General features: G+C 70.1%; 23 protein-coding genes. 10 read left to right on the top strand and 13 right to left on the bottom strand.

The window, feature by feature from the left end:
* Window positions 1-86: 86 nt before the first annotated feature.
* On the bottom strand, window positions 87-440 hold the full coding sequence (gene rpsP, locus ABVN73_RS10845) for a 30S ribosomal protein S16 (RefSeq protein ID WP_014239325.1): 354 nt from the start codon (window positions 438-440) through the stop codon (window positions 87-89).
* An 81-nt stretch (window positions 441-521) separates the two neighbouring features.
* Complete coding sequence (ffh, locus tag ABVN73_RS10850; protein WP_038526052.1) at window positions 522-1889, bottom strand: signal recognition particle protein; 1368 nt, start codon at window positions 1887-1889, stop codon at window positions 522-524.
* 396 nt (window positions 1890-2285) lie between these two features.
* Between ffh and ABVN73_RS10855 the strand changes: the two genes are divergently transcribed.
* Window positions 2286-3650, top strand: a complete 1365-nt coding sequence (locus ABVN73_RS10855; RefSeq protein WP_353857995.1) for a pentapeptide repeat-containing protein — start codon at window positions 2286-2288, stop codon at window positions 3648-3650.
* A gap of 186 nt (window positions 3651-3836) precedes the next feature.
* Here ABVN73_RS10855 and ABVN73_RS10860 read toward each other — a convergent pair whose 3' ends face one another.
* The 4 genes from ABVN73_RS10860 to ABVN73_RS10875 all read right to left on the bottom strand — a co-directional run bounded on the left by ABVN73_RS10860 (window position 3837) and on the right by ABVN73_RS10875 (window position 8370).
* Window positions 3837-4532, bottom strand: a complete 696-nt coding sequence (locus ABVN73_RS10860) for a hypothetical protein (RefSeq protein WP_353857996.1) — start codon at window positions 4530-4532, stop codon at window positions 3837-3839.
* Between the two features lie 147 nt (window positions 4533-4679).
* The gene (locus ABVN73_RS10865; RefSeq protein WP_137139302.1) at window positions 4680-5321 is read right to left on the bottom strand and encodes a hypothetical protein; all 642 of its coding nucleotides are present in this window, start codon (window positions 5319-5321) and stop codon (window positions 4680-4682) included.
* 26 nt (window positions 5322-5347) lie between these two features.
* Window positions 5348-6682: a DUF2336 domain-containing protein gene (locus ABVN73_RS10870; RefSeq protein ID WP_353857997.1), complete on the bottom strand. Its 1335-nt coding sequence runs from the start codon at window positions 6680-6682 to the stop codon at window positions 5348-5350.
* Complete coding sequence (locus ABVN73_RS10875) at window positions 6679-8370, bottom strand: diguanylate cyclase (RefSeq protein ID WP_353857998.1); 1692 nt, start codon at window positions 8368-8370, stop codon at window positions 6679-6681. The genes ABVN73_RS10870 and ABVN73_RS10875 overlap by 4 nt, the downstream gene beginning before the upstream one ends.
* Window positions 8371-8560: 190 nt before the next feature.
* Between ABVN73_RS10875 and ABVN73_RS10880 the strand changes: the two genes are divergently transcribed.
* The 4 genes from ABVN73_RS10880 to ABVN73_RS10895 all read left to right on the top strand — a co-directional run bounded on the left by ABVN73_RS10880 (window position 8561) and on the right by ABVN73_RS10895 (window position 12016).
* On the top strand, window positions 8561-9235 hold the full coding sequence (locus ABVN73_RS10880; RefSeq protein WP_353857999.1) for a pyrimidine 5'-nucleotidase: 675 nt from the start codon (window positions 8561-8563) through the stop codon (window positions 9233-9235).
* A 123-nt stretch (window positions 9236-9358) separates the two neighbouring features.
* Complete coding sequence (gene dapD, locus ABVN73_RS10885) at window positions 9359-10201, top strand: 2,3,4,5-tetrahydropyridine-2,6-dicarboxylate N-succinyltransferase (protein ID WP_353858000.1); 843 nt, start codon at window positions 9359-9361, stop codon at window positions 10199-10201.
* Between the two features lie 19 nt (window positions 10202-10220).
* Window positions 10221-11399, top strand: coding sequence for a succinyl-diaminopimelate desuccinylase (gene dapE / locus ABVN73_RS10890; RefSeq protein ID WP_353858001.1), 1179 nt, complete (start codon window positions 10221-10223; stop codon window positions 11397-11399).
* Window positions 11400-11446: 47 nt separating this feature from the next.
* Window positions 11447-12016 (top strand): hypothetical protein, encoded by a 570-nt coding sequence (locus tag ABVN73_RS10895; protein WP_353858002.1) that lies wholly within the window; start codon window positions 11447-11449, stop codon window positions 12014-12016.
* A 54-nt stretch (window positions 12017-12070) separates the two neighbouring features.
* Here ABVN73_RS10895 and ABVN73_RS10900 read toward each other — a convergent pair whose 3' ends face one another.
* From ABVN73_RS10900 to ABVN73_RS10910, 3 genes are all read right to left on the bottom strand, one after another.
* Window positions 12071-13186 (bottom strand): UDP-3-O-(3-hydroxymyristoyl)glucosamine N-acyltransferase, encoded by a 1116-nt coding sequence (locus ABVN73_RS10900; protein ID WP_353858003.1) that lies wholly within the window; start codon window positions 13184-13186, stop codon window positions 12071-12073.
* Window positions 13187-13266: 80 nt separating this feature from the next.
* Complete coding sequence (locus tag ABVN73_RS10905; protein ID WP_353858004.1) at window positions 13267-14103, bottom strand: ABC transporter permease; 837 nt, start codon at window positions 14101-14103, stop codon at window positions 13267-13269.
* The gene (locus tag ABVN73_RS10910) at window positions 14090-14890 is read right to left on the bottom strand and encodes an ABC transporter ATP-binding protein (RefSeq protein ID WP_353858005.1); all 801 of its coding nucleotides are present in this window, start codon (window positions 14888-14890) and stop codon (window positions 14090-14092) included. Before ABVN73_RS10910 ends, ABVN73_RS10905 begins: the two co-directional genes overlap by 14 nt.
* A gap of 108 nt (window positions 14891-14998) precedes the next feature.
* Here ABVN73_RS10910 and ABVN73_RS10915 point away from each other — a divergent pair, with 108 nt between their 5' ends.
* The gene (locus ABVN73_RS10915) at window positions 14999-16330 is read left to right on the top strand and encodes an ActS/PrrB/RegB family redox-sensitive histidine kinase (RefSeq protein ID WP_353858006.1); all 1332 of its coding nucleotides are present in this window, start codon (window positions 14999-15001) and stop codon (window positions 16328-16330) included.
* Between the two features lie 14 nt (window positions 16331-16344).
* Window positions 16345-16929 (top strand): ActR/PrrA/RegA family redox response regulator transcription factor, encoded by a 585-nt coding sequence (locus tag ABVN73_RS10920; protein WP_014239303.1) that lies wholly within the window; start codon window positions 16345-16347, stop codon window positions 16927-16929.
* A gap of 73 nt (window positions 16930-17002) precedes the next feature.
* Here ABVN73_RS10920 and ABVN73_RS10925 read toward each other — a convergent pair whose 3' ends face one another.
* The 4 genes from ABVN73_RS10925 to ABVN73_RS10940 form a co-directional block, all read right to left on the bottom strand.
* The gene (locus ABVN73_RS10925; protein WP_353858007.1) at window positions 17003-17965 is read right to left on the bottom strand and encodes a DMT family transporter; all 963 of its coding nucleotides are present in this window, start codon (window positions 17963-17965) and stop codon (window positions 17003-17005) included.
* 70 nt (window positions 17966-18035) lie between these two features.
* A complete protein-coding gene (locus ABVN73_RS10930) occupies window positions 18036-18794 on the bottom strand; it encodes an AraC family transcriptional regulator (RefSeq protein WP_353858008.1) in 759 nt (252 codons plus the stop codon).
* A gap of 81 nt (window positions 18795-18875) precedes the next feature.
* The gene (locus ABVN73_RS10935; protein ID WP_353858009.1) at window positions 18876-19067 is read right to left on the bottom strand and encodes a DUF2892 domain-containing protein; all 192 of its coding nucleotides are present in this window, start codon (window positions 19065-19067) and stop codon (window positions 18876-18878) included.
* A 77-nt stretch (window positions 19068-19144) separates the two neighbouring features.
* The gene (locus ABVN73_RS10940; RefSeq protein WP_353858010.1) at window positions 19145-19837 is read right to left on the bottom strand and encodes a Crp/Fnr family transcriptional regulator; all 693 of its coding nucleotides are present in this window, start codon (window positions 19835-19837) and stop codon (window positions 19145-19147) included.
* A 235-nt stretch (window positions 19838-20072) separates the two neighbouring features.
* On the opposite strand from ABVN73_RS10940, the gene ABVN73_RS10945 reads away from it, so the two are divergent.
* From ABVN73_RS10945 to ABVN73_RS10955, 3 genes are all read left to right on the top strand, one after another.
* Window positions 20073-22346, top strand: coding sequence for a GNVR domain-containing protein (locus ABVN73_RS10945; RefSeq protein WP_353858011.1), 2274 nt, complete (start codon window positions 20073-20075; stop codon window positions 22344-22346).
* A gap of 118 nt (window positions 22347-22464) precedes the next feature.
* The gene (locus ABVN73_RS10950) at window positions 22465-23910 is read left to right on the top strand and encodes a flippase (protein ID WP_353858012.1); all 1446 of its coding nucleotides are present in this window, start codon (window positions 22465-22467) and stop codon (window positions 23908-23910) included.
* A 233-nt stretch (window positions 23911-24143) separates the two neighbouring features.
* Window positions 24144-25499: a nucleotide sugar dehydrogenase gene (locus ABVN73_RS10955; RefSeq protein WP_353858013.1), complete on the top strand. Its 1356-nt coding sequence runs from the start codon at window positions 24144-24146 to the stop codon at window positions 25497-25499.
* Window positions 25500-25525: the final 26 nt, after the last annotated feature.

Genomic DNA, 25525 nt, shown 5'->3' on the forward strand with positions numbered 1-25525 from the left:
GGAATCTCAACCCTCTCCTGCGAAGCGGGGGAGGGAGGGACCCGCGCGAAAGCGCGGGAGGGTGGGGGCAAACACGCCGATCCTTATCAGCCCTCGGCGGCGGCCTTGGCGGCGGCCTCGGCCTTCAGACGCTCCTGCGCCTTGGCCTTCGGGGCGGACTTCTTCGGGGTCTCGCGGATTTCCGGCTTGGCGATCAGGCCGGCGTTCGCCAGGAACAGGGCGACGCGGTCCGTCGGCTGGCCGCCGACCGACAGCCAATGCTTGGCGCGCTCGGCGTCCAGGACGATGCGCTGCTCGTGCTCACGCGGCAGCATCGGGTTGTAGGTGCCGATCTTCTCGATGAAGCGGCCGTCGCGCGGGCTGCGGGCGTCGGCAACGACGATCGAGTAGAACGGGCGCTTCTTGGCGCCGCCACGGGCGAGACGGATCTTCAGGGACATGGGACAGTCGCTTCCTTGGTGTAGTCGCTTGGTGTGCGGTTGAAGGTGATCGCGCTCATCGCGCGTTGCGGTCGCCGGGGATCAGTTCGGTCCCCGGAAATTCTTCGGCAGGAGGCTCTGCAGCCCGTGGCGCATCAGCCCCTTCTGCCCCAGCTTCTGCACCTGCTTCATCATGCCGCGCATGGTGTCGTACTGCTTGAGCAGCTTGTTCACCTCCTGCACGCTGGTGCCGGAGCCGGCGGCGATGCGCTTGCGGCGCGACGCCTTGATGAGCTCGGGGTGCTTGCGCTCCTTCTTCGTCATCGAGGAGATGATCGCCTCCTGGCGCTTGATCACCCCGTCGTCGATGTTCGCGTCCTTGAGCTGGTTCTTGATCTTGCCGATGCCCGGCAGCATGCCCATCAGGCCGGACATGCCGCCCATCTTGCGCAGCTGCTTGAGCTGGGAGGCCATGTCGTCGAGGTCGAAGCCCTGGCCCTTCTCCATCTTGCGGGCGAGCTTCTCGGCCTCTTCCTTGTCGATGGTCTCGGCGGCCTTCTCGACCAGCGACACGACGTCGCCCATGCCGAGGATGCGGCCGGCGATGCGGTCGGGGTGGAAGGCCTCCAGGGCGTCGATCTTCTCACCCATGCCCAGCAGCTTGATCGGCTTGCCGGTGATCTGGCGCATCGACAGGGCGGCACCGCCGCGGGCGTCGCCGTCCACGCGGGTCAGCAGGATGCCGGTGATGCCGACCTTGTCGTTGAAGTTGGTGGCGACCGTCACCGCGTCCTGGCCGGTCATGGCGTCGGCGACCAGCAGCGTTTCCGCCGGCTTGGTCGCGTCGCGCACGGCCGCGACCTCGGCCATCAGCTCCTCGTCGATGGACAGGCGGCCGGCGGTGTCGAGCATGACCACGTCGTAGCCTTCGCGGCGGCCGGTCTCGATGGCGCGGCGGGCGATGGCGACGGGGTCCTGGCCGGGGACGATCGGCAGCGTGGCGACGCCGGTCTGCTCGCCCAGGACCTTCAGCTGCTCCTGGGCCGCCGGGCGGCGCACGTCCAGCGAGGCCATCAGGACCTTCTTGCGGTCCCGGTTCTTCAGGCGCAGCGCGATCTTGGCGGTGCTCGTGGTCTTGCCCGAGCCCTGCAGGCCGACCATCAGGATCGGCACGGGGGCGGCGGCGTTGAGGTTGATCTCCTCGCCCTGCCCCAGCATCTCCACGAGGTTGTCGTGGACGATCTTGATGACCTGCTGGCCGGGGGTGATCGAGCGCAGGACCTCCTGGCCGATCGCGCGTTCCTTGACCTGGTTGACGAACTGCTTGACCACCGGCAGGGCGACGTCGGCCTCGAGCAGCGCCACGCGCACCTCGCGCAGCGCGGCGTTGACGTCCTCCTCGCTCAGCGCGCCGCGGCGGCGCAGCTTGTCGAAGATGTCGCCCAGGCGTCCGGTCAGGCCATCGAACATGGGTCAGCGGTCCTCAGTTTCGGTCTCCATCCGCTCGAACGCGATCGGCTCAAGCACAAACGAGCCAGTGCGCGAAACTCGCGGACTGGCGGAGGTCCCCGGCACGAAGGCCGATGGTACCCGGTCGATGGCTCGACGGATGCAGGTCGGCGGACTATACGCATCGCGGGGGGCGGAGTCAACCATGCTGCAACGGCCCGACCGAGCGGAGCCTCTTGCGCAACGGCGCGCAAAAGGTCACTGTTTCCATACACAACCAGGGGCTTTGCGGCCCGGGGACAGCGCCGGCGATGGAACGCATTCGAGGCGTACTTGAATAAAGCGTTACCGATTGTTAACTTTTTCTTCGCGGCTCCCCTTTAGAGTGTGCCGCGACTCCAACCCGGGATTTCCCTGATGCCCCCCGCGCAAGGCTTCGGAACGAACACGCCGCGCACCAAGCTGACGCAGAGTCAGCTGAACACAATCCTGCTCCGCCATCAGGCTTTCCGGAAAAGCCAGCCGGGCGGTGTGCGCGCGAACCTGAAGATGCGCGACCTGTCGCATCTGGACCTGTCCGGCATCGACCTGTCCGACGCCGACCTGTCCGGGGCGAAGCTGTTCAGCGCGCGGCTGACCCGGGCCAACCTGACCAACGCCAACCTCTACGCCGCCGACCTGCGGCTGGCCAACCTGGAGAAGGCCGACCTGCGCCGCGCCGACCTGCGCGGGGCCTGCCTGCGCGGCGCCGTCCTCTCGGAAGCCATGCTGGTGGAGGTGGACCTGCGCGACGGCACGCTGCTGCACTACACGCCGTCGGGCGAGATGATGGCGCACAATTTCGAGGATTCGGTGCTGACGTCGGAGCTGACGGCGGCGGTCATCCGCGGCGCCGACCTGTCGCGGGCCAAGGTGGCGAACGCCTTCGTCATGCAGACCGACCTGACCGACGCGATCCTGCGCGGCACCAAGTTCATGCGCGCGAACCTGACGAACTCCAACCTGACGGGCTGCGACCTGACCGACGCCGACCTGTCGGAGGCCAACCTGTCCGGCGCCCGGCTGTCCGGCGCGGTGATGACCAACTGCGCCATCGGGCGCGCCAACTTCACCAACGCCAACCTGATCGGCGCCATCCTGGACGCGGCCCAGCTCCGCTCGCCCAACCTGTCCGCCGCGGTGATGGCGAAGGTTCTGGAGAATCCGGACGACGACCTGCGCGACATCCTGACCCTGCACCTCTCCTGGATCGACAGCGGCGGCAAGGACGGCAAGCGCGCCGACCTCTCGTCCCTCGACCTGTCGGGGCGTGACCTCGACGGCATCAACCTATCGGCCGGCATCCTGCAATGCATCACGCTGCGCGGCGCCTCGATGACGGGCACCTCGCTGGCCATCGCCGACCTGTCGCTGTCGGACCTGCGCAAGGTGAACTTCACCAAGGCCGACCTGCGCGGCGTCAACTTCGAGCGGGCGACCCTGACCGGCGCCAACCTGACCGAGGCCCAGCTTGGCCCCGTGCACATCCAGGGGTCGAGCAGCCATGTCTGGCGGGCCAACCTGCAGCGCGCCCGCATGGGCATGGCCGTCCTGAAGGACGCCGACCTGCGCAAGGTGAACCTGTCCGGCGCCAACCTCGCCGGGGCGGACCTGCGCGGCGCCAACCTGAGCGAGGCCGACCTGACCGGCACCGACCTGACCGGCGCGGACCTCGACGGCACGGTGCTGGACGGCACCAGCCTGACCGACGCCATCGGCATCGAGGAGATGACCGGGACCTGATTTCGCCCCGGCTTTGAAGCGGAATGCCTTCCGCTTCGGACCGCGACGGTGGTCCCGGCCGCCCATGCGGCCGAAGCCCGCCTCTCGCGGGAACATCGTTCCCGCTGGCGGCAGGCGGATGCCATCGGCATCCGCTGAGAGCCGGCGCATGAGGCCATATGAGCCTAAAGCGAATAAAAATTCGCTTTAAGGCCGCCGCCGCGTCCAGGGGCCGGAGCGGTAGGCGGTGCGGACGTGGTTGATCAGCAGGTTGCGCGCGTCGATCAGCTGGGCCATGCGGTCGCGGCAGGCGACCACGCCGGTGTCGGGGTGGTAGACCGGGGCCAGCTCGCGGAAGCGCTTCACCACCCGGTCCTCGTCGAAGCACCATTCGTTGACGAAGCCGAACATCTGCGCGGCGTCGCGCACCTGCGTCAGCTTGCCGTCCAGCGGGCGGAAGGACACCCGCTCCAGCGCGTGGGCCAGCGCCTTGTTGCGGTAGGTCAGGGTTTCCACCGCCCCTTCCAGCCGCCCGGCCTCCTCGGCGGGCATCAGCCGGCAGCCGGGTTCGGCCAGCGCCAGCGCCGCCGCCAGCGCCCGGCGGATCGCCGCGTCGCCGTGGCCGGGCGGCAACCGCAAGTCCAGCACCGCCCGCTCCGCATCATCATCCGGCGCCCCCGGGTCGGGCATCCGCTCGGGCGCCAGCAGCAGCGCGGCGGCGGCGAGCGCGGACAGGTCGGTGCCGCGCCGGGCGGCCAGACGCGCGACGGCAGTCGCGAAGGCGGGGGCGCAGGGAACCCGGTAGGGGATGGCGGGCGGAACGCCGACGCTCCTGGCCGACGGGAAGAACCCGGCGTCCGCTTCGGTCAGCGCGGCGAAGGGATAGCCATCCGGAGCGGTCATGAAGGGCACCAACGCGTCGTGCGTGTGGCGCGACTCTAACGCAATCCCTGGATTCCGCGCAACGGCCCACCCCGTCGCAGGAGGTGTAACGCGGAACGCGTCATCCACCGCCCGCCCGCGCTAGCACAGCCGCGCTCATCCGGCCGGTCAGCGGTGCATCAGCGCCGGCTTGGCCGGCAGCTTCTGCAGCATGTCCTCGATGTAGGCCTCGTCGCTCTTGCCCGACATGGCGGCGAAGCCCTTCAGCATCTGGCTGCCGAAGCTGAAGACGCCGGTCAGGTCGATCTTCCACGCCCCGCCTTCGCGCACGAAGTCGGCGGGCACCAGGGCCGGGCGGTTGTCGACCATCAGGATGGCCGAGGCGCGGTCGCCGCGCACCCGCACCGGGCCGAGCCCGCTGCTGCCGATGACGTTGGGGCCGAGCCAGCCGTTCTTCATGCCGTGGTCGGCCAGCTCGCCGAGCGACATGCGGCGCAGATCCGCCGGGCTGACGTAGCGGCGCAGGCCCATGGCGGCGAACTTCTCCGCCGGCTCCAGCTTGGCGAGGCCGGCGTCGTTGCCGCTGCGGGCGACGCCGCGCACCTGCTCCAGCTTGTCGACCGAGGCGCGGGACAGCAGCGGGACGACCGCCGCGCCGCGCTTCTGCGCCAGGGCGGAGCGGGCGCTCTCGAAGACCGCCGCGACCTCCCGCTCCTCCGGAGAGGCGGGCGGCGGGGCGGCGGCAGCGGGAAGGGAGAAGACGGGAAGGGAAAGACCGAGGAACAACAGCAGCAGGGCCAGGGCGCGCATGAACGGGTCCGTGTGGTGGCGCGGCGTCAGGCTTTCTCCTCGACTCCGAAGAAGGCGAGCTGCCAGCGCATCTCGTCGTCGGACATCGGGTAAAGGACGCCTTCCCTTGCCATAAGCGCGGTTTTTGGCGGAATCTGGGCGATGCGCAATTGCACCTGCCGGGCGAAGCGCATCGACAGGCCGCAGCGCCAGACCAGGGAGGTGACGGCGCGCGGGGCGTGCGTGCCGATGATGCGGTCGATGATCGGCATGGGAAGCTGCGCCAGCTCGCCCAGCCCGGCCAGGACGAAGGCCCGGTCGCCCTCCGCCAGCGCGCCCTCCAGCAGCTTCTCCGTCAGCTTGCCTTCCTTGTTCAGCCTTGCCGCCTTGTCGGACGGGCGTTCGGCCGCCTTGTCCTTGTCGCCCGGCAGATGGCCAAGCTCCTCCTCCCCGAAATCGACGAGACCGCGGGGGCCACCGGGTCCACCGCCGCCGTTGCCCCCGGCCCCGCGGTTGACGCGCACCCGCACGCCCTCGGCCAGGGCGTGGGCGGCAGCGGGGTCGAGGTCGGTGCGCTCGCGCTGGACCTTCAGCAGGTTGTCGGCGACGAAGCTCGCCAGACGCGCCACGGCGCGGGCCGGCAGGCGGGGACGGCGCACCAGCGGGGCGTGCCAGGGCTCGTGCTGCGGCGCCTGGTCGAGGATGCGGTCCAGCGTCTCCTCACGGATCTGGGCCGAAGGGTTGGCGAGCAGCGCGGTCATCGCCGCCTCGTCGTCGGAGCGCGCGATGGCGTCGGCGACGGAGGCCGAGATCTGCTTGCGTCCGGCGATCGCCGACAGGGCGCCGGCCACCGGCCCGCGCATGATGATGTCGGCCAGATCCTCGTCGGTCAGGATCGGCGAGAATTGCAGGACCGGGGCGCAGACCGACAGTTCCACGTCGCGGGCCAGCGTGTTGATGACTCCGTGCGGCGCGCCGGGCAGCTCCTTCAGCGCCTCCGACAGGATGCCGCGCACCTCCGTCGCCTGGTCGCGGGCCAGCGCCTCCAGGCATTCCAGCGTCAGCCGCTCGATCTGCGACGCCTGATCGGCGGAGAGGTCGGGCAGCAGCCGGGCGACCTTCTGGGCCAGCGCGCCGCGCACCGCGACCTCCCGGTCCTTGGCCAGCATCAGGTCGGCCTGCCGCGGCGTGCCGGCGTTGGTGGCGATGGCCTGGCGGACCTCCGCCGCGGTGTCGGCGGCCAGGAAGTAGAGCAGCTCCGGCCGGGTCTGCGGCGACGCGGCGACGCGGCGGCGGACCGCCGGGTCGGCGCTGCGCGCCATCTGCTTGGCCGCCTCGTAATCGGTGGGATCGAGAAGCTGGGGATCGTCGCAGGCGGTCATCGGGACGCCTCCGCCACGGCGCCGTCCATGGGGAGCGGGGCGACGGCGTAATGGCCCTTGCCGCGCTTCTTGGCGTCGTACATCGCCGAGTCGGCGCGGTCGGTCAGCTCCTGCAGGGTCTCGCGTCCCACCCGGTGGACGGCGATGCCGATGGACAGGCCCAGCGGCTTGTCCGGCGCGGCGGACAGGTGGCGCAGCGCGACCATGCCGGCCAGCAGCCGCTCGGCCACCGCCACCGCCTGCGCCTCGTCGGTGCGGCCCAGCCACAGGACGAACTCGTCGCCGCCCAGCCGTCCCGGCAGGTCGCCCGGCCGGACGCCGGTGGTCAGCAGCCCGCCGATGGCCTTCAGCACGGCGTCGCCCTGCTGGTGGCCGTGCAGGTCGTTCACCGCCTTGAAATTGTCGAGGTCCACGTAAAGAAGCGCGGACGGCCCGGTGTCCGCGCGGCCGAGCACCTCCTCGAGCCGCTCGAAGAAGGTTCGGCGGTTGAACAGGCCGGTCAGCCCGTCGCGCTCCGACAGACGGCGCAGGCGCTCCTGGTAGGCCAGATGCGCGTGGGCGATGCCGATGTGGTCGGCCACCCCGGACAGCAGCATCCGGTCCTCCTCGTCCCAGGGATCGGAATCGTCGCCGCGCCAGACCACCACGGCGCCGTTGACGGCCTGCCGGTGCTCGGTCCGGGCGGCCAGCAGCCGGTTCGCCCCCAGGGTCAGCTCCTGCGCGTCCTCGCCGGCGGCGATCGCCTCCAGCACCGGCCGCGACAGGTCGGACAGCAGTTCCTCCGGAATCTCCGCGGCGAAATCGGCGGCGGGGCGCAGGGCCCCGCTATCCGCGGCGCGGTAGATTCGGCAGCCGTCGGCGCCCAGCGCGCGGGCGGTTTCCACCGCGGCGACGTGAAGCGCCTTCTGGGCGTCCAGCTGGTCGCGCAGCGTGTGGACGATGTGGGCGAGCATCTTCTCGCGGTTGCGCACCCGCGCCAGCTCGGCGGAGCGCAGAACCTGCTCCGTCGTTTCGCGGCAGACGCCGCGCGCGCCCAGCCATTCGCCCTGAGGCCCGAACAGCGGCACCGCCGACACCACGAAACAGGCGGGCAGATCGTCCACCCGCTTCAGCCACAGCTCCGCCTGATCGACGGGACGGCGGCTGTCGAACGGCAACGGCAGGTCGCCCCACTCGGCCACCGCCAGTTCCCGGGGGTTGCGACCAATCAACGCATCGGCGCTGTAACCCAGCGCGCCCTTTGGGGTGACGAAGACGAATCGCCCGTCGTTGCCCGTTTCCCAGGCGAAATCGCTCGAAACCTCGACCAGATCCTTGTAGCGGCGGCGCGACTCGATCAGCGTCTGGCGGAGCTGCCGTTCCAGCGTGGCGTCGCGTCCCAGCAGCAGGATTCCGCCGTCGGGCAGCGGCGTGGCCGCCCATTCGACGATCATCACGCCGCGCGGCAGCTCCACCGGAAGGGAGCGAAGGCCGGGCGCCACGCAGCAGGTCGCCAGCCAGCCCTGGATGTCGGCGAGCCAGCGCCCGCCGACGGCCAGCAGCTCGTCCGCGGCGGCGTTGGCGGCGGCGACCGCATGGGCGGAATCCAACCAGATCGCCGGACCGGGAAATGCGGCCAGGAGAATGGAGGCGGGAAGGGTGCCGGACGAGTTGACCGGCGGAACGTCGGATGTTGGGTCTGCGGACACGGTGCGAACCTGAGACTGCGCGGGGCGGAGTATACCGGAAAAATGCGCTTCCTTCCTGAATCTTTCTTCAGGCGGTCCGGGTGGCTGCCATACGCAACCTCCCATTGAGCGGGCGCTCATCCCGGATCGGAAACGGGCCATGCGGCGAAGCGGCTTGCGGGCGGGCCGGCGAAGCCCCATTCTTCAGCCCATGATGGCTTCCCTCCGCGACACCGGGGTCTGGATCTTCGACCTCGACAACACCCTCTATCCCGCCTCCTGCAACCTGTTCGCCCAGGTGGACCGGCGCATCGGCGATTTCATCGCCCGGCATTTCGGCATCACCTACGAGGAGGCGCGCGTCATGCAGAAGCGCTTCTTCCGGGAGCACGGCACGACGCTGCGCGGCCTGATGGTGGAGCACGACGTCGATCCGGTGCCCTTCCTGGATTACGTCCACGACATCGACGTCAGCCCGGTGGCCCCCTGCCCCAGCCTGGCGGGCGCGCTGGACCGGCTGCCGGGGCGCAAGATCATCTACACCAACGGCTCCGTCCGCCACGCCGAGAACGTGACGCGGCAGCTGGGCATCGACGGCTGCTTCGAGGCGACCTTCGGCATCGTCGAGGCGGGCTACGTGCCCAAGCCCGACCCGCGGCCCTACGCCATCCTGGTGGACCATTACGACATCGACCCCGCCCGCGCCTGCATGGTGGAGGACATCGCCCGCAACCTCGTCCCCGCCCATGCCCTGGGCATGACGACGGTGTGGGTGCGCAGCGAGGCCGACTGGTCCCGCCCCGACGAGGGCGGTGTCGGCACCGGCAGCCACATCGACCACACCGTCGACGACCTCCCGGCCTGGCTGGAGGAGATCGCGGGCTGAGCGGCGGCCGCAAGGCCCCTCCCTCCCCCACGGGAACCCATTAAGAACAAGGCAACGTTGACAAGGCGGCGCGGCCCGGCCCATGTTCCGAACCCTCGAACAGACAGCCCAGCGAATGCCGCCATGAGCCACGCCAGCCTCGAATCCGCCGTCAACGCCGCGTGGGAAACCCGCGACACCCTGAACGTTTCGACCAAGGGCGCCGTCCGCGACGCCGTGGAGGAGGCCCTGTCCGGCCTCGACTCCGGCGACCTGCGCGTCGCGCAGAAGACGGACGCCGGCTGGGTCGTGAACCAGTGGCTGAAGAAGGCGGTCCTGTTGTCCTTCCGCCTGAACGCCAACGAGACGATCCCCGGCGCGCCGGGCGGCGCCTCCTGGTACGACAAGGTGCCGCCGAAGTTCGAAGGCTGGTCCGAGGCGCAGTTCCAGGCCGCCGGCTTCCGCGCCGTCCCGGGCGCGGTGGTCCGCCGCTCCGCCTACGTCGCGCCGAACGTCATCCTGATGCCCAGCTTCGTCAACGTCGGCGCCTATGTCGACAGCGGCACCATGGTGGACACCTGGGTCACTGTCGGCTCCTGCGCGCAGATCGGCAAGAACGTCCATCTGTCGGGCGGCGTCGGCATCGGCGGCGTCCTGGAGCCGCTCCAGGCCAACCCGGTCATCATCGAGGACGACTGCTTCATCGGCGCCCGGTCCGAGGTGGTCGAGGGCGTGATCGTGGAGCGCGGCGCCGTGCTGTCCATGGGCGTCTTCATCAGCGCCTCGACCAAGATCATCGACCGCAACACCGGCGAGGTCTTCGTGGGCCGCGTCCCGGCCTACTCGGTCGTGGTTCCCGGCACCCTGCCGGGCAAGCCGCTGCCGGACGGCACGCCGGGTCCGGGCCTCTACTGCGCGGTGATCGTGAAGCGCGTGGACGAGCAGACCCGCGCCAAGACCTCCATCAACGACCTGCTGCGCGACTGACGCCGGAGAAGACGCCACGATGACCACCGCCGCCGCTCCCTCCTTCGACCCCTGCGATCCCGTCGCGGTGGCGCAGGCCCTGATCCGCTGCCCCAGCGTGACGCCCGAGGACGGCGGCGCGCTCGGCGTCCTGGAGGCGGCGCTGGCGCCGCTGGGCTTCGCCTGCCACCGCCTGCGGTTCGAGGAGGAGGGCACGGCGCCGGTGGACAACCTCTACGCCCGTCTGGGCACGGAGGGGCCGAACTTCTGCTTCGCCGGGCACACCGACGTGGTGCCCCCCGGCGAGCTGAAGGGCTGGTCCATCGATCCCTTCGCCGCGGAGATCCACAACGGCCGCCTCTACGGCCGGGGTGCGGTGGACATGAAGGGGGCGATCGCCGCCTTCGTCGCCGCAGCCGCCCGCCACGTCAAAGCAGGCGGTCCCCCGAAGGGCTCGATCAGCCTGCTGATCACCGGGGACGAGGAAGGGGTCGCCATCAACGGCACCCGCAAGGTGCTGGACTGGATGCAGGCCAAGGGTGAAACGCTCGACGCCTGCGTGGTCGGCGAGCCGACCAACCCCAAGGCGCTGGGCGACATGATCAAGATCGGGCGGCGCGGCAGCATGACCGCCTTCCTGACCGTCCACGGCGCGCAGGGGCACGTCGCCTACCCGCATCTGGCCGACAACCCGCTGCCCCGGCTGGCCCGCATGCTGGCCGCCATCACGGCCGAGCCGCTGGACGCCGGCACCCCGCATTTCCAGCCGTCGAACCTGGAGCTGACCACCATCGACGTCGGCAACCCGGCGCACAACGTCATCCCGGCGCAGGGCAAGGCGACGCTGAACATCCGCTTCAACGACCTGCACGGCGCCGACACGCTGGTGGCGTGGCTGCGCGAGCGGCTCGACCGGGTGGGCGGCTCCTACGAGCTGGACCATTTCGTGTCGGGCGACAGCTTCCTGACGCCCCCCGGCCCGCTGACCGAGCTGGTGGCGGACGCCGCGGAGCGCGTCACCGGGCGCCGCCCCGAGTATTCGACGACCGGCGGCACGTCGGACGCCCGCTTCATCAAGAATTTCTGCCCGGTGGTGGAGTTCGGCCTCGTCGGGCAGACGATGCACAAGGTGGACGAGCACACCGCGCTGGACGACCTGACCCGCCTGACCGACATTTACGGCGAGGTTCTGCGGAACGTCTTCGACCGGATCGGTTGACGTAAGGCTTCCTCCGCCCGCTCCCTCCACCCTCCGGTGACCGCAACATGCCGCTGACCGCCCGGGACGTCGCCTCCTCCGTCTTCGGCGCCTATCGTCTGGCGCGGTTCGACCCAACCGGCCTGCAGCATATGGACCGCAGCCCCGAAGGGGCGTGGAAGTCCTTCTACGCCGCGGTGATCGTCGCCCCGGCCTGGACGCTGCTGCTGGCGATCCGGCTGTGGGGTCAGGTGCCGGACACGCCGCTGTTCCAGCTCGTGGTGGTGGAGGCCATCGCCTACGTCATCAGCTGGACCGCCTTCCCCGTGGTCATGCACGGGGTGAGCGGGCTGCTGGACCGGCAGAGCCGCTACATCGATTTCCTGTGCGCCTACAACTGGTCGTCGGTCGTGCAGATGGGCATCTATCTGCCGGTGGTGATCCTGGCCGCTACGGGACTCCTGCCCGGCCCGATCTCCGAAGGGCTGGTCTTCGGCATCATGCTGGCGATGCTGACCTACCAGTGGTTCGTAATGCGCACGGCGCTGGACATCTCCGGCGTCGCCGCGGCGGTCCTGGTGCTGCTCGACCTGTTCCTGTCGGCACTCATCACCGACTTCGCCGACGGGCTGCTGTAAGGCCGTGGGTGGGGGCGGACGCCCCCTTGCCCGGACCGTAAGGGCGGGTGCCCCTTACTCGGACTTTCCCCCGCCGTCCAGCGCCCCGACCCGCTTCTTCAGGTCGGTCACGTCCGCGTGCATCCGCTTCAGCCGGGCCAGCCCCTTGTACTGGTCGAAGGCGCGGTCGCGCGGCACCGCCGGGTAGCCCATGTAGACGGCCTTCGCCGGGATGTCCGTGCCCACGCCGGAGTTCGCCGCCACCACCGCGTCGTTGCCGATCTTCACGTGATCCGCCACGCCGACCTTGCCGGCCAGCACCACGCGGTCGCCGATGGTCGTGCTGCCGGCGATGCCGACATGGCCGCACAGCATGCAGTTGGTGCCGATCTGCACGTTGTGGCCGATCTGCACGAGGTTGTCGATCTTGGTGCCCGAGCCGATGCGGGTCGCCGTGATGGTGCCGCGGTCGATGGTGGCGTTCGCCCCGACCTCCACGTCATCGCCCAGGATCACCGTGCCGATGGAGTTGACGCGGTGGATCAGCACATTGGTTCCGACCACCTTGCCCGTCGCCTTGGCCGACTCGACGCTGCCCGGCTCCGGAGTCACGAAGCTGAAGCCATCGTTGCCGACCGCGGCGTTGGGGTGGATGATGCAGCGCTCGCCCATCACCACCCGCTCGCCGATGCGGGCGCCGGGGTGCAGCAGGCAGTCCTTGCCGATCACCGCGTCCGCCCCGACCGTGGCGTGCGGCATGACGATCACGCCCTCGCCCAGCACCGCCCTCGGCCCGACATAGGCGAAGGGACCGACCGACACGCCCGCCCCCAGGATGGCCTCCGGCGCCACGAAGGCGGCGAGATGGACCCCCGGCTCGGCGTGGACCGGCTTCTCGAAGACCGTGGTCAGGCCGGCCATGGCGAAGCGCGGGCGCTTGACGACGATCCAGCCCTTGAGGTTGGCCGGCACCTCCGCCCCCTCCGCGATCACGGCGGCGACGGCCCGGCCGTTGGCCAGCAGCTCCGTCAGGCCCTTTTCCATGGCGAGCGCCAGATCCTCCGGCCCCTCGGCCTCCGACGGGTGGACGGCGCGGGAGATTTGCAGGGTGCCGTCGCCCTCCAGCGCCGCGCCCAGGGCGGCGGCGATCTCGGCGAGGGTGACCGGGGCGGCGGGGGAAACGGGGGTCATGGCGGCGCTCTGGCTGTCGGTCCGAAGTGGCCGGGACGCTAGCACGGCGGGCCGGTGCTGGCGAGGGCCAGCGCTTTTTGTCATTCCCCGGTCTGCAGCAGCGCCCCGCGCACCCGCGCCTGACGGAAGGAATAGAGGAAGGCGGCGCTGCACAGCGCCATGAACAGGGCGTTCAGCCCCACCGCCCAGGCCAGATGGTCCCAGCGCATCGTGCCGTCGAACAGGATGGCGCGCATGCCTTCGAAGACATGGGCGGAGGGCAGCGACAGCGCCACCCATTGCAGCCAGCCCGGCAGGACGCTGACCGGGTAGTAGACGGCGCTGACCGGCGCCAGCATGAAGACGACGATCCAGGCCAGCCCTTCCGCCCCCATGCCGTAGCGCAGGATCAGCGCCACGATGACCAGCCCCAGCGACCAGCCGAAGACGATCAGGTTGATGAAGAAGCCGGCCAGCGGCAGCCCGAGGTCGAACAGCGAGTAGCCGAACAGCGGGATCGCCAGCAGCGCCGCCGGGACGACGCCGATGACGGTGCGGATCAGGCTCATCCCGAACAGCGCCGCCACCCACTCGCTCGGACGCAGCGGGCTGACGAAGAGGTGGCCGAGGTTGCGCGACCACATCTCCTCCAGGAAGGAGACCGACACGCCGAGCTGGCCGCGGAACAGCACGTCCCACAGCAGCACGGCGCTGACCAGCACCCCCGCCCCCTGCGCCACCCAGGCACTGGAGGAGGCCATGAACTGGTTGATGTAGCCCCACAGGATCATCTGCATGGTCGGCCAGTAGGCCAGTTCCAGGAAGCGCGGCCAGGAGCCGCGCAGCAGATACCAGTAGCGCAGCACCATCGCCCCGACCCGGCGCAGCGAGAAGGCGGGGTTGGCGTGGCCCAGGACGGCGGCGTCACTCGGCGGCATCGGCGGCCTCCCGGCTGGCGCTCTCGCCGTTGGCGCGGTCGCGGGCGATGTCGAGGAACACGTCCTCCAGCGAGGTCCGGCCATAGCGGGCGAGCAGCCCGGCCGGCGACCCGCGGTCGACGATGCGCCCCTGGCGCATCATCAGCACGTCGTCGCACATCCGCTCCACCTCCAGCATGTTGTGGGAGGCGAGCAGGATGGTGGCCCCCGACTCCAGGCGGTAACGCTCCAGATAGGTGCGGATCCAGTCCGCCGTGTCGGGGTCGAGCGAGGCGGTCGGCTCGTCCAGCAGCAGAAGCTCCGGCCGGTTGAGCAGCGCCTTGGCCAGCGCCACCCGCGTCTTCTGCCCGGCCGACAGCCCGCCGGAGGGGCGCTCCAGGAAGCGGGTCAGCTCCAGATGCTCGGCCAGCTCCTCCACCCGCCGCTTCACCCCCTTCAGCCCGTACAGATGGCCGTAGACGGTCAGATTCTCACGCACGGTCAGCCGGTGCGGCAGCTCGACATAGGGGGAGGAGAAGTTCATGCGGGGCAGCGCCGCGTGGCGGTGGCGCACCATGTCCACCCCCAGCACCTCCACCGTGCCGGAGGTCGGCAGCAGCAGCCCCAGGAGCATGGAGATGGTCGTCGTCTTGCCGGCCCCGTTGCCGCCGAGAAGCCCGGTGACCGACCCCGCCGCGACGGTGAAGGAGATGCCGTCAACGGCGGTGACCTCGCCGGACCGGGCGGTGCCGTAGCGTTTGGTCAGACTCTCGGCCCGGATGGCGTGCTGTTTTGCGCATTGATCCATAGGCGGAGAATATGGCCGCTTGGCGCGCAAACGCCAGAGTGGCAAAACAGCACCCGAGCCATTCGATGTGACGCCGCGGGAAGAGCGGCTCTGCCGGAAAGTCCGTTCATGTCCGCAACCGCCGCCGCCTCCCTCCGCCACGCCATGACCCAAGCCGGCCGGCCGGGTCCGGCGCAGTGGACCAACCTGGACGGGCGCGTCACGCTGCGCACCCTGATCCTGATCCGCTGGATCGCCGTGATCGGGCAGCTCGCCACCGTGGCGACGGTGCAGCTCGTCATGGGCTTCCCATTGCCGCTGGGGCCGGTGCTGGCGGCCATCGGCGCCTCGGTGCTGCTGAACCTCGTGGCGATGGCCCAGCGCGGCGGGCGGCTGCGGCTGGCCGACCGGGACGCGGCGCTCTATCTCGGCTACGACATGCTGCAGCTCACGCTGCTGCTCTATTTGACCGGCGGCCTCGCCAACCCCTTCGCCATCCTGCTGCTCGCCCCCATGACGGTGGCCGCGGCGATCCTGTCGCGCTACAGCGTGGTTCTGCTGACCGGACTCAACCTCGTCTGCCTGACGGTGCTGGCGCTGTGGCACTTCCCGCTGCCCTGGCCGGAGCCGATGCCCTCGGTCGCCCCGCTCTACGCCTTCGGCATCTGGCTGTCGCTGTCGGTGTCGGCCGGCTTCATCAGCGGCTACGTCTTCCGCGTGGCCGAGGAGGCGCGGCGCTTCGCCAACGCCCTGTCGGCCTCCCAGGTGGCGCTGGCGCGCGAGCAGCGGCTGTCCTCGCTGGGCGCGCTGGCCGCCGCCGCCGCGCACGAGCTGGGGTCGCCGCTCGGCACCATCGCGGTGGTGGCGAAGGAGCTGCTGCACGACATGCCGCCCGACAGCCCCTACACCGAGGACGTGGCGCTTCTGCAAAGCCAAGTGATGCGCTGCCGCGAGATCCTGGCGGAGCTGGCTCGCAAGCCGGAGGCCGACGGCGGCGACCCGTTCGAGCGGCTGCCGCTGACCGCGCTGGTGGAGGCGGCGGGCGCGCCGCACCGGCTGGGCCACATCCAATTCACGGTCGAGCGCAGCGACGGTTCCGTGGGGGAGGAGCCGATCGTCCGCCGCAGCCCGGAGATCATCCATGGCCTCGGCAACTTCATCCAGAACGCCCACCAGTTCGCCAACGGACGGGTGACGGTCGCCGCCTCCTGGGACGCCCGGTCCGCGACGGTGGTGGTGATGGACGACGGGCCGGGCTATCCCGCCCATCTGCTGAGCCGCATCGGCGAGCCCTACCTGTCCGCAAGAAGCGAGCGGTCGGGCCATATGGGGCTGGGAATCTTTATTGCACAAACGCTGCTAGAGAAAACGGGTGCCCTTGTAGCCTTTAGCAATAACCGTAGCGGCGGCGCGCGAGTTGTCGTACGTTGGGACCGTGGTGTCTTAGAACCAGAGGACTAGTGGTGGATAGCGCGATGACCACGGACGAGAGTCCAACGGGCGAAACCGCCAAGCTGACGTTCACGGGTGACGTCACCCGCAGCCTCCTCATCGTCGACGACGACGCGCCTTTCCGAACCCGCCTCGCGCGCGCCATGGAAAAGCGCGGTTTCAACGTGGTCGCCGTGGACAGCGTGCAGCTCGGCATCGACGTCGCCCAGGAATCGGCGCCGGCCTTCGCGGTGGTCGACCTGCGGCTGGCCGACGGCAGCGGCCTGGACGTGGTCAAGACCCTGCGCGACGCCCGCCCCGACGCCCGCATCGTCATGCTGACCGGCTACGGCAACATCGCCACGGCGGTCGCCGCGGTGAAGGCCGGCGCGGTGGACTATCTGCCGAAGCCTGCGGACGCCGACGCCGTGGAATCCGCCCTGCTGGCCGACGGCCGCCCGCTGCCCTCCCCGCCGGAAAACCCGATGTCCGCCGACCGCGTTCGGTGGGAGCACATCCAGCGCGTGTTCGAGCAGTGCGACCGCAACGTCTCCGAAACCGCCCGCCGGCTGAAGATGCACCGCCGCACCCTGCAGCGCATCCTGAACAAGCACGCTCCGCGCGGCTGACCTCTCTCTCCTCCCGACGCGAAAGCGCCCCCTCTCCACAGCGGTGAGGGGGCGCTTTCGTTTCAGGCTCGCCTCACGCCGGGGCCGGCTGCCGCGCGGTCTCCGGCAGCTTCGGGCGATGGGCCGCGACGCAGGACAGAACGCTGCCGGTCACGCAGACGAGGGCGGCAAGCTCCATCCCCGTCGGCAGCCGCTGCTCCCACAGGAAACCGTAGAGCAGAGCGAACAGGGTTTCGAACAGGATCATCTGACCGACCAGGGTCAGCGGCAGCAGCCGGCTCATCCGGTTCCAGAAGGCGTTGCCGACGATGGAGGCGAGGATGGCAAGGCCGGTCACCACGGCGGCGAAGCGCAGCCACTCCCCAGGGGCGTGGCCGCTCGGAGCCAACAGGAAGGCGGGAACCGCGAGCAGCAGCGCCTGCGCGCCGGTCACCACGCCGGTCAGCAGGCTCCAGTCATGCGCCGAGACATGGCCGAGCCGGGCGAGCCAGCGGCTGTTGCCCACGGCGTAGACCGTCCAGGAGACGAGCGCGCCGACCGCGCAGAGCAGACCGGTCAATTCCGCCACCGGCATTCCCGTCCGTCCATCGCCCAGAGCGCCACCCAGCGATTGCCAGCCGATGCACAGGATGCCGGCCGCGCCGAGCAGCAGCGACGGCAGAAGCTTGCGAACGGGAACCGCCCCATGATCCCGGCTGCCGATGACGGTGACCGCGACCGGCAGGAAACCGATGACCAGCGAGGTCATCGCCATCCCGCCGACTTGAACGGCGGTGGCCAGCAGGGCGTAGTAGAGGATGTTGCCGAGCAGGCTCAGCCACGCCAGCGCCCACCATTCGCGCAGGCCGAGGCCGGAGCGCAGGGCGCGCCAGCGTGGCAGCACGAGCAGGACGGCGAACAGGCCGTAGGCGAGATAGCGACCGGCGGCGAGTTGGAGCGGCGTGAAGGCCGAGGCCAGCTCCGGGGCGAGGAAGACCAGCCCCCACATGGCCCCCGCGACGATGCCGCAGGCGATCCCCAACCACGTCGTGCCCATCCTTGCTCCCGACCCTCTCTGGTTTCCGGGGCGAGGGTGGCATGGGGCACGGCTGCGGTCTTGTCCCGGGCTACGGACTTTTGTGCCGGGTCTCGCGGCTTTGGCGCCGGTAGGCCGCGGGGGTCAGGCCGGTGGCCCGCCGCATCGCCCGTGTGAAGGCGCTCTGGTCGGCGTAGCCGGCGCGGTAGGCGATCTCCGCGATCGGCAGCTCCGACCGCGCGAGCCAGTCGCGCGCCCGCTTCAGACGGACCTCCGCCAGCCACGCGCGCGGGGTGGTGTCCAGTTCGGCGCGGAACAGGGCGTGCAGCCGGCTGACGCTGACGCAGGCCCGCTGGGCCATCGTCTCGGCGGTCCACGGCTTGGCAAGCTCGGGCTCGACCGCGGCCAGCAGGCTCCCGAGCCGCGACCAGGGCCGCGCCGGTTCCTCGGCGAGCGCGTCGAGCAGCAAGGGCACCCAGAGGCGCAGGGTGTCCGCCGACACGCCGCCGCTGTCCAGCATCAGGCCCATGTAGTCGATCAGCTTGCCGGCCACCGGGGTCAGCGCGACGAAGGGATCGCGGATCAACCGGTCGCCGACCGCCGGTTCCAGGATCACCGGATCGAGATCCAGGATGAGCGAGCGGTTCGGCCCGTCGCTTCCCTGGGTGTGCGGAGAGCCGGATTCGACGAACGCCGCCCGGCACGGCCCGAGACGGCCGCCCTTTCCGGCGATGTCGATCTCAAGGGCGCCGCTCAACGGCAGAACGAGCTGGGCGAAATCATGCCGGTGGGCGCTGTGCGCCGCCCCGTAGCTGCGGACATCGATGCTGAGGCGCGGCGCTGTGGACATCGCCTTTCTATAACCGAAACCCGGCGCGCCGGCCACCCGCCGAAAGGAGACGGCGGGGGCGGCGCCCTGCCCTCCGGCCCTTCACTCCTTGACGGAGCAGCTCCGGACACCGAACAGGGTGTAGGCCGGGCAGAAGCCCACGACCGCGGTCAGCAGCGGGACGAGGCCGATCCAGCCCCACGGGGTCTGCGGGCCGACAAAGACGAGGGCGAGCAGGACGAGGCCGACGATGGCGCGCAGCGCGCGGTCGATGGTGCCGACGTTGACGGGCATGGGTGCACCTCTGGAACTGGGGTGGGCGGTTGGCGCGCCCATCCAAGCCCCTTTCCGTCCGCCGGTCTGTGACTCCGTCACACCCCGTCCGCGCGCTCCAGCGCCAGCAGCGCGTCGGGATCGCGCACCCCGACGCGGCCGCGCGACAGCTCCACGAGGCCGCGCCGCTCGAACTCCTTCAATTGGCGGCTGACCACCTCGCGCGCCGTGCCGAGCTCGACGGCCAGCGTCTGGTGGGTGGTGTCGAGCCCGCCGCGCGCGTCGCGGTGGTCGACCAGGAAGCGGGCCAGCCGCAGGTCGATGCGCCCGAAGGCCACCTCCTCCACCAGCATCATCATGCCGAGCAGCCGCGTGCCGAAGGAGGCGAAGACGAAGTCGCGGAACACCGCGGAGCGCGCCAGCAGCTCGCGGAAGGCCCCGGCCCCGAGCGCGATGGCGTCGAGATCGGTTTCCGCCACCCCCTCGGCGCTGTAGTCGCCCCGCGTCATCAGGCAGGCGGTGGTCAGGATGCAGGTCTCGCCCGCCCCGACGCGGTAGAGGACGATTTCCCGGCCGGTCTCCGCGGTCATCTGGACCCGCACCGTTCCGCCCAGCAGCATGAGAAAATTGTGGCACAGGCCGCCGGCGCGGAACAGCACCGTGCCGCGCGGCACCGCCATCCGCGCGCCCTGCGCGCGCAGAAGAGCGCGCGCGTCGGGCTCCAGCGCGGACAGCGCCGGAAACGCGCCCATCCAGGCGACATCAGGCTTTTCAACATGTTGCGACGGCATGCCCGGCCCCCTTCGATCGGCGATGACCATTATCCGCGAAGGGGCTTCCCCGGTCCACCCCGAGCCCTCGCCATCCCCACTCCACCCAATGGCGACTCCGGGGAGGGTACCCAATGAGCGTGTCTTCCCCACCATATGCACTGCGGGCAGCATGAAACGGCCGGACGGTCGATGACGTTCTAGGCACCGTAACGCCCCGAACGGGGTGCCGTTCGGCATGCGAGGAGGACCCGCTTTGGCGACCCAGGACATTCAGGATCAACCCCAGCGGCGGCAGACGGCCCCGGCTTCGGCCCCGGTCTCGTTCGACCTGTCGACCGCAGCGGCCAGCGCGGTGCGCCGCACCACCGGCATGCTGCTGCGCCACAAGCTGCTGATCGGGACCGTGATCGTGCTGGGGACAGGCATCGCTGCTCTCGTCGCTCTGCGCATGACGCCGCTCTACACCGCCCAGACCCTGATCATGGTGGAGCACCGCAAGAACCAGGTGATGAACTACCAGGAGGTCGTCTCCGGCCTCTCGACGGAGCTTGGCGCCCTGCAGAGCGAGGTGGCGATCCTGAAATCCCCCGCCTTCGCGGAAAAGGTGGTCGACAAGCTCGGTTTGATGAACGACCCGGAGTTCAACGCGGCGCTGCGGCCGGAGCAGACCAACTGGTTCTACTATCTGAACCCGAAGAATCTGGTGCCGGACTCCTGGTGGAACAGCGCCCGCGGCGACCGGCCCGAGATCGCGCTCAGTCCGGAGGAGAAGACGGCCAACGAGAGGACCTCGGTCGTCAACAGCTTCATCGAGAATCTGGCGGTGCGCCCGCAGGGCCGCTCCTACGTCATCGCCGTGGATTTCGACAGCGAGGACCCGCGCAAGGCTTCCCTGATCGCCAACACGATCGGCGAGATGTACCTCGTCGACCAGCTCGACGAGAAGTTCAAGGCGGCCAAGCGCGCCACGGCCTGGCTGGAGGAGCGCATCACCGAGCTGCGCCGCGAGGCCAAGACCACCGGCGAGGCCGCGGAGAAGTACCGCGCCGAAAGCGGCCTGACCAACGCCAACGGCGAAACCACCCTGATCGCCCAGCAGCTGGCCGAGCTGAACACCAGCTACGTCCTGGCCCGCACCAAGCGGCAGGAGGCGGAGGCCAAGCTGCGCGAGGTCTCCACCCTGGCGCAGAGCCCGCGCGGCGTGTCGGCCATCGGCGACGTGCTCGGCTCCCCCCTGATCCAGGCGCTGCGCCAGCAGGAGGTCGAGCTTCAGCGCAAGATCGCCGACGCCGCCAACAAGTACGGCGCCCGCCACCCGACGCTGACCGCGCTGCAGAGCGAGCTGCGCGACCTGCAGGGCCAGATCAAGGCCGACGTGGGCCGGATCGTCCAGAACCTGAGCAACGAGGTGGAGGTGGAGCGTGGGCGCGAGGCCGCCCTGAAGGCCAACCTCGACCAGCTCCAGGCCCAGCGCAACCAGCAGCAGGAATCCAACGTGACCCTGCGCACGCTGGAGCGCGACGCCGAGACCTCGCAGACCATGTACGAGGCGATGCTGACGCGCTTCCAGGAGATCGCCGGCCAGACCGAGATCCAGCAGCCCGACGCCCGCATCGTGTCGGAGGCGGCGATTCCCCTGAACCCGTCGCAGCCCAACAAGAAGATGATCGTCCTGCTGGCCCTGGTCGCCTCCGCGACGCTGGGCGTGCTGCTGGCGATGCTGCGCGAGCAGTCGGAGCGCGGCTTCCGCAGCCCCCACCAGTTCGAATCGGCGACCGGCGTGCGCTCGCTGGGCATCGTCCCGGCCATCGGGCGCCGCCGCCGCGGCACGTCGCCCGCCGACTACGCCGTCGACAAGCCGATGTCGGCCTTCGCCGAGGCCATGCAGAACCTGCGCACCACGCTGCTGCTCGCCAACCCGGACGGCCACCAGCGGGTGATCCTGTTCAGCTCCTCCGTCCCCGGCGAGGGCAAGAGTTCGATCGCCGCGGCCTTCGCCCGCATCTGCGCCAACGCCGGCCAGAAGACGATCATCCTGGACTGCGACATGCGCCGCAAGGGGCTGCACCCGATGCTGGGGCTGGAGAACCGGCACGGCCTGTACGAGGTGCTGTCCGGCGAATGCGCGCCGAACGAGGTGATCCAGACCGACCCGCGCACGGGGCTGCACTTCATCGCGTCCGGCCGCGGCTCCGCCCTGCCGCAGGACATGCTGGGCTCCAGCCGGATGCACCAGCTCATCTCGCGGCTGGCGCTGGAATACGACCGGGTGATCCTGGACAGCCCGCCGGTGCTGGCGGTGTCGGAGGGCAAGCTGCTGGCGGCGCTGGCCGACCAGACGGTCTTCATCGTGCATTGGGGCAAGACCAAGCGGGAGACCGCCATGGCCGGGCTGAAGGAGATCGTCGAGGCGGGCGGCGAGGTGGTCGGCGTCCTGTTCTCCCAGGTCGATATCCGCCGCCACGCCCAATACGAGTTCCCGGACAGCGGGCGCTACCACGGCTACCGCCGCTACTACGCGAACTGACGGCGGCGCTTGAGAGAAGCGGGCGCTGGCCCCCCTCCCGACCTCCCCCCGCTGCCACTGGGGGAGGGTTGGGTGGGGGCCCGTCGCCCGCACCTGCCATCACACCCGAAAAGACCCGATGACCGCCGGACGACGCATTTTCCTGAACATCCGCGCGCTGGGGCTGGCCCGCGTCGCCACGCTGCTGAGCGGGCTGATCACCACGGCCTGGACCGCGCGCGCGCTCGGGCCGGACGGGTTCGGCGTGCTCGGCTTCGGCACCTCCATGCTCGCCTACGCGGCGCTGTTCGTTAACCTGGGCCTCTCCACCTACGCGGTGCGCGAGATCGCCCGCGACCGGGAGAAGGCCGCCGATCTCGCCGATCACGTGCTGACCCTGCGGATGCTGCTGGCCGTGCTGGTCGGCGGGCTCTACGCCCTGTTCGTGCTCCAGCTCGACCGGACGGCGCTGGTCAAGGCGGTGCTGCTGGTCCAGGCGGTGCAGCTGCTGGGCAACGCGCTGCTGCTCGACTTCGTCTATCAGGCGACGGAGCGGATGAGCGTCATCGCGGTGCGCGAGATCGGCACGTCGCTCGGCAACATGGTCGCCGTGCTGGCGCTGGTGCGGGGGCCGGACGATCTGGCCGTCGCCGCCGGCATCACCGCCGTCTCCTTCGTCATCAACGCCGCCCTGATGCTGGCCCGCTTCAGCCGCGATTTCCGGATGCCGCGGCCGCGGGTGGACCTCGCCAAATGGCGGGAGATCCTGAGGACCTCCGCCCCGATGGCGGTCAGCGTCTTCGCCTGGGCGCTGTTCTCCCACCTGGATCTGGTGATGCTGGGCTTCATGGCCCCGCAGACGGAGGTCGGCTGGTACGCCGCGGTGACCAAGCTGCTGGTGCTGTCGCTGACCGCGGGGAACATCATCCTCAGCGCCTTCATGCCGCAGCTCGCCGCCGCCTATGGCGACCGCGAGGCGATGCAGGCGCGGATGCGCGACTACGCCGCGACCATCCTGTCCATCGGCGCGCTGATCGCGGCGGGCGGCTTCACGCTGGCGCCGGCCATCCTGGGCACCGTCTTCGGCCCGGCCTACGCGCCGGCCGCCGACACGCTGCGCCTGCTGATGATCGCGGTCGCCATCGTCCACGTCAACCTGACGATGGGCAACCCGCTGCTCGTCTGGCACCGGCAGACCGGCTACATGACGGCCATCCTGGTCGGCGGCCTGACCAACGCGGCGCTCAACCTCATCCTGATCCCGCGCTACGGGATCGAGGGGTCCGCCGTCGCCACCATCGTCGCCGAGCTGACCGCCATGACCGGCCTCGCCTGGCTGCACCGGCGGGCGGTCGGCCAGCTCTATCTTGGAATCGCCGCTCGGGCGGCGCTGTGCGGCGCCCTCGCCATGGGGGCCACGATGGGGTTGACCCACGCGCTGCCGGAGCTGATGGCCCCCGCGCACCCCCTGCCCGCCCTGCTGATCGGCGGCAGCGTTCTGGTCGCGGTCTATGCGCTGGCGGCGCTGCTGACCGGGCTGGTCCGCCCGTCGAGGCTGCGCCGGCTGATCGCGGCGGCGGCATGACGCGCCCGCCTCATCCCGAATCCCGGAGGACGCCAACCGGACGCGCCCTTGCCACGGTTCCGGGGTACCACGAACAAAACAATGCTCGATCAACGGCATAGCCAATTCACGCCATCCCGAACGGCCGGAACAATGCCGCGTTGCAAGACGTTCGGATTGCGCATGGCGCGGGTGGCGGATGGCGGCGGCGCCTTTGGATGCATGCTCCAATCACTAAGCAGGATCGAAAGACTATGCTCCCAAAGTCCTTTCCCGACCGGAACGTCTGCGTGCTCGGTCTCGGCTATGTCGGGCTGACGCTGGCCGTCGCCATGGCGGACGCGGGATTCCAGGTGCACGGCGTGGAAGTGCGGGACGAGGTGCTGGACAAGCTCGCCCGCGGCGTCCCCCATTTCCATGAGCCGGGTCTCGCCGAGAAGCTGCGGCATGTGATGGAGCGCGGGCGCTTCACCTTCGGCCGCACGCCGGAAGGCAGCCGGGATTGCTCCGTCTTCATCATCACCGTGGGCACCCCGCTGGACCGCGACGGCCGCGTGCGCACCGACATGATCGAGGCGGCGACCCGCCAGGTGGCCGACCGCATCCACGACGGCGATCTGGTGATCCTGCGCTCCACCGTGAAGCTGGGGACCACCCGCGAGGTGGTGGCGCCGATCCTGCGCCGCACCGGCAAACGCTTCGACATCGCCTTCTGCCCCGAGCGCACGCTGGAGGGACAGGCGCTGATCGAGTTAAACCAGCTGCCCCAGATCATCGGAGCGGAAAGCGTCGAGGTGGCGGCCCGCGCCTCGCAGATCTTCGGCATGCTGACCCCGACGACGGTGAAGGTCTCGACGCTGGAGACGGCGGAGATGATCAAGCTCGTGGACAACACCTACCGCGACGTCACCTTCGCCTTCGCCAACGAGATCGCCCGGCTGTGCAACGCCATGGAGGTCTCGGCGCTGGAGGTGTCCCGGGCGGGCAAGCTGGGCTACCCGCGCACTCAGCTTCCGCTGCCGGGCCCGGTCGGCGGCCCCTGCCTGGAGAAGGACCCGCACATCCTGATCGAGTCCGCCCGCGAACTGGGGGTGGAGATGGACATCACCGCCGCCGGGCGCCGCATCAACGAAAGCCAGCCCCACGAGGTGTCGCAGTTCCTGGAACGGCTGACCGGCTCCATGCAGGGCTTCCCGCAGGAACCGACCATCAGCCTGATGGGCCTCGCCTTCAAGGGCCGGCCGGCGACCGACGACCTGCGCGGCACCATGGCCAAGCCGCTGTTCGAGGAGCTGCGCACCCGCTTTCCCAAGGCGCGCTGGCGCGGCTTCGACGCGGTGGTGGCGGCCGACGACATCCGCAGTTTCGGGCTCGAACCGGCCAACAGCATGGCCGAGGCGGTGGATGGCGCCAACCTGGCCGTCATCCTGAACAACCACCCCGTCTTCACCTCCATGCCGCTGCCCGATCTGGCCCGCCGCATGGACCGGCCGGGGGTCATCTACGACTTCTGGAACAACTTCAACAGCCGCGAGGTGGACCTGCCCGAAGGCACGGCCTACGTGGCGCTGGGCAGCCACGGCGCCGCCCGCTTCGCCCATGTCGCCTGAAGAAACGTCGCCTGAAGAAACATCGC

Origin of the sequence: Azospirillum formosense (assembly GCF_040500525.1) — a bacterium.
Classification (GTDB): domain Bacteria; phylum Pseudomonadota; class Alphaproteobacteria; order Azospirillales; family Azospirillaceae; genus Azospirillum; species Azospirillum formosense_A.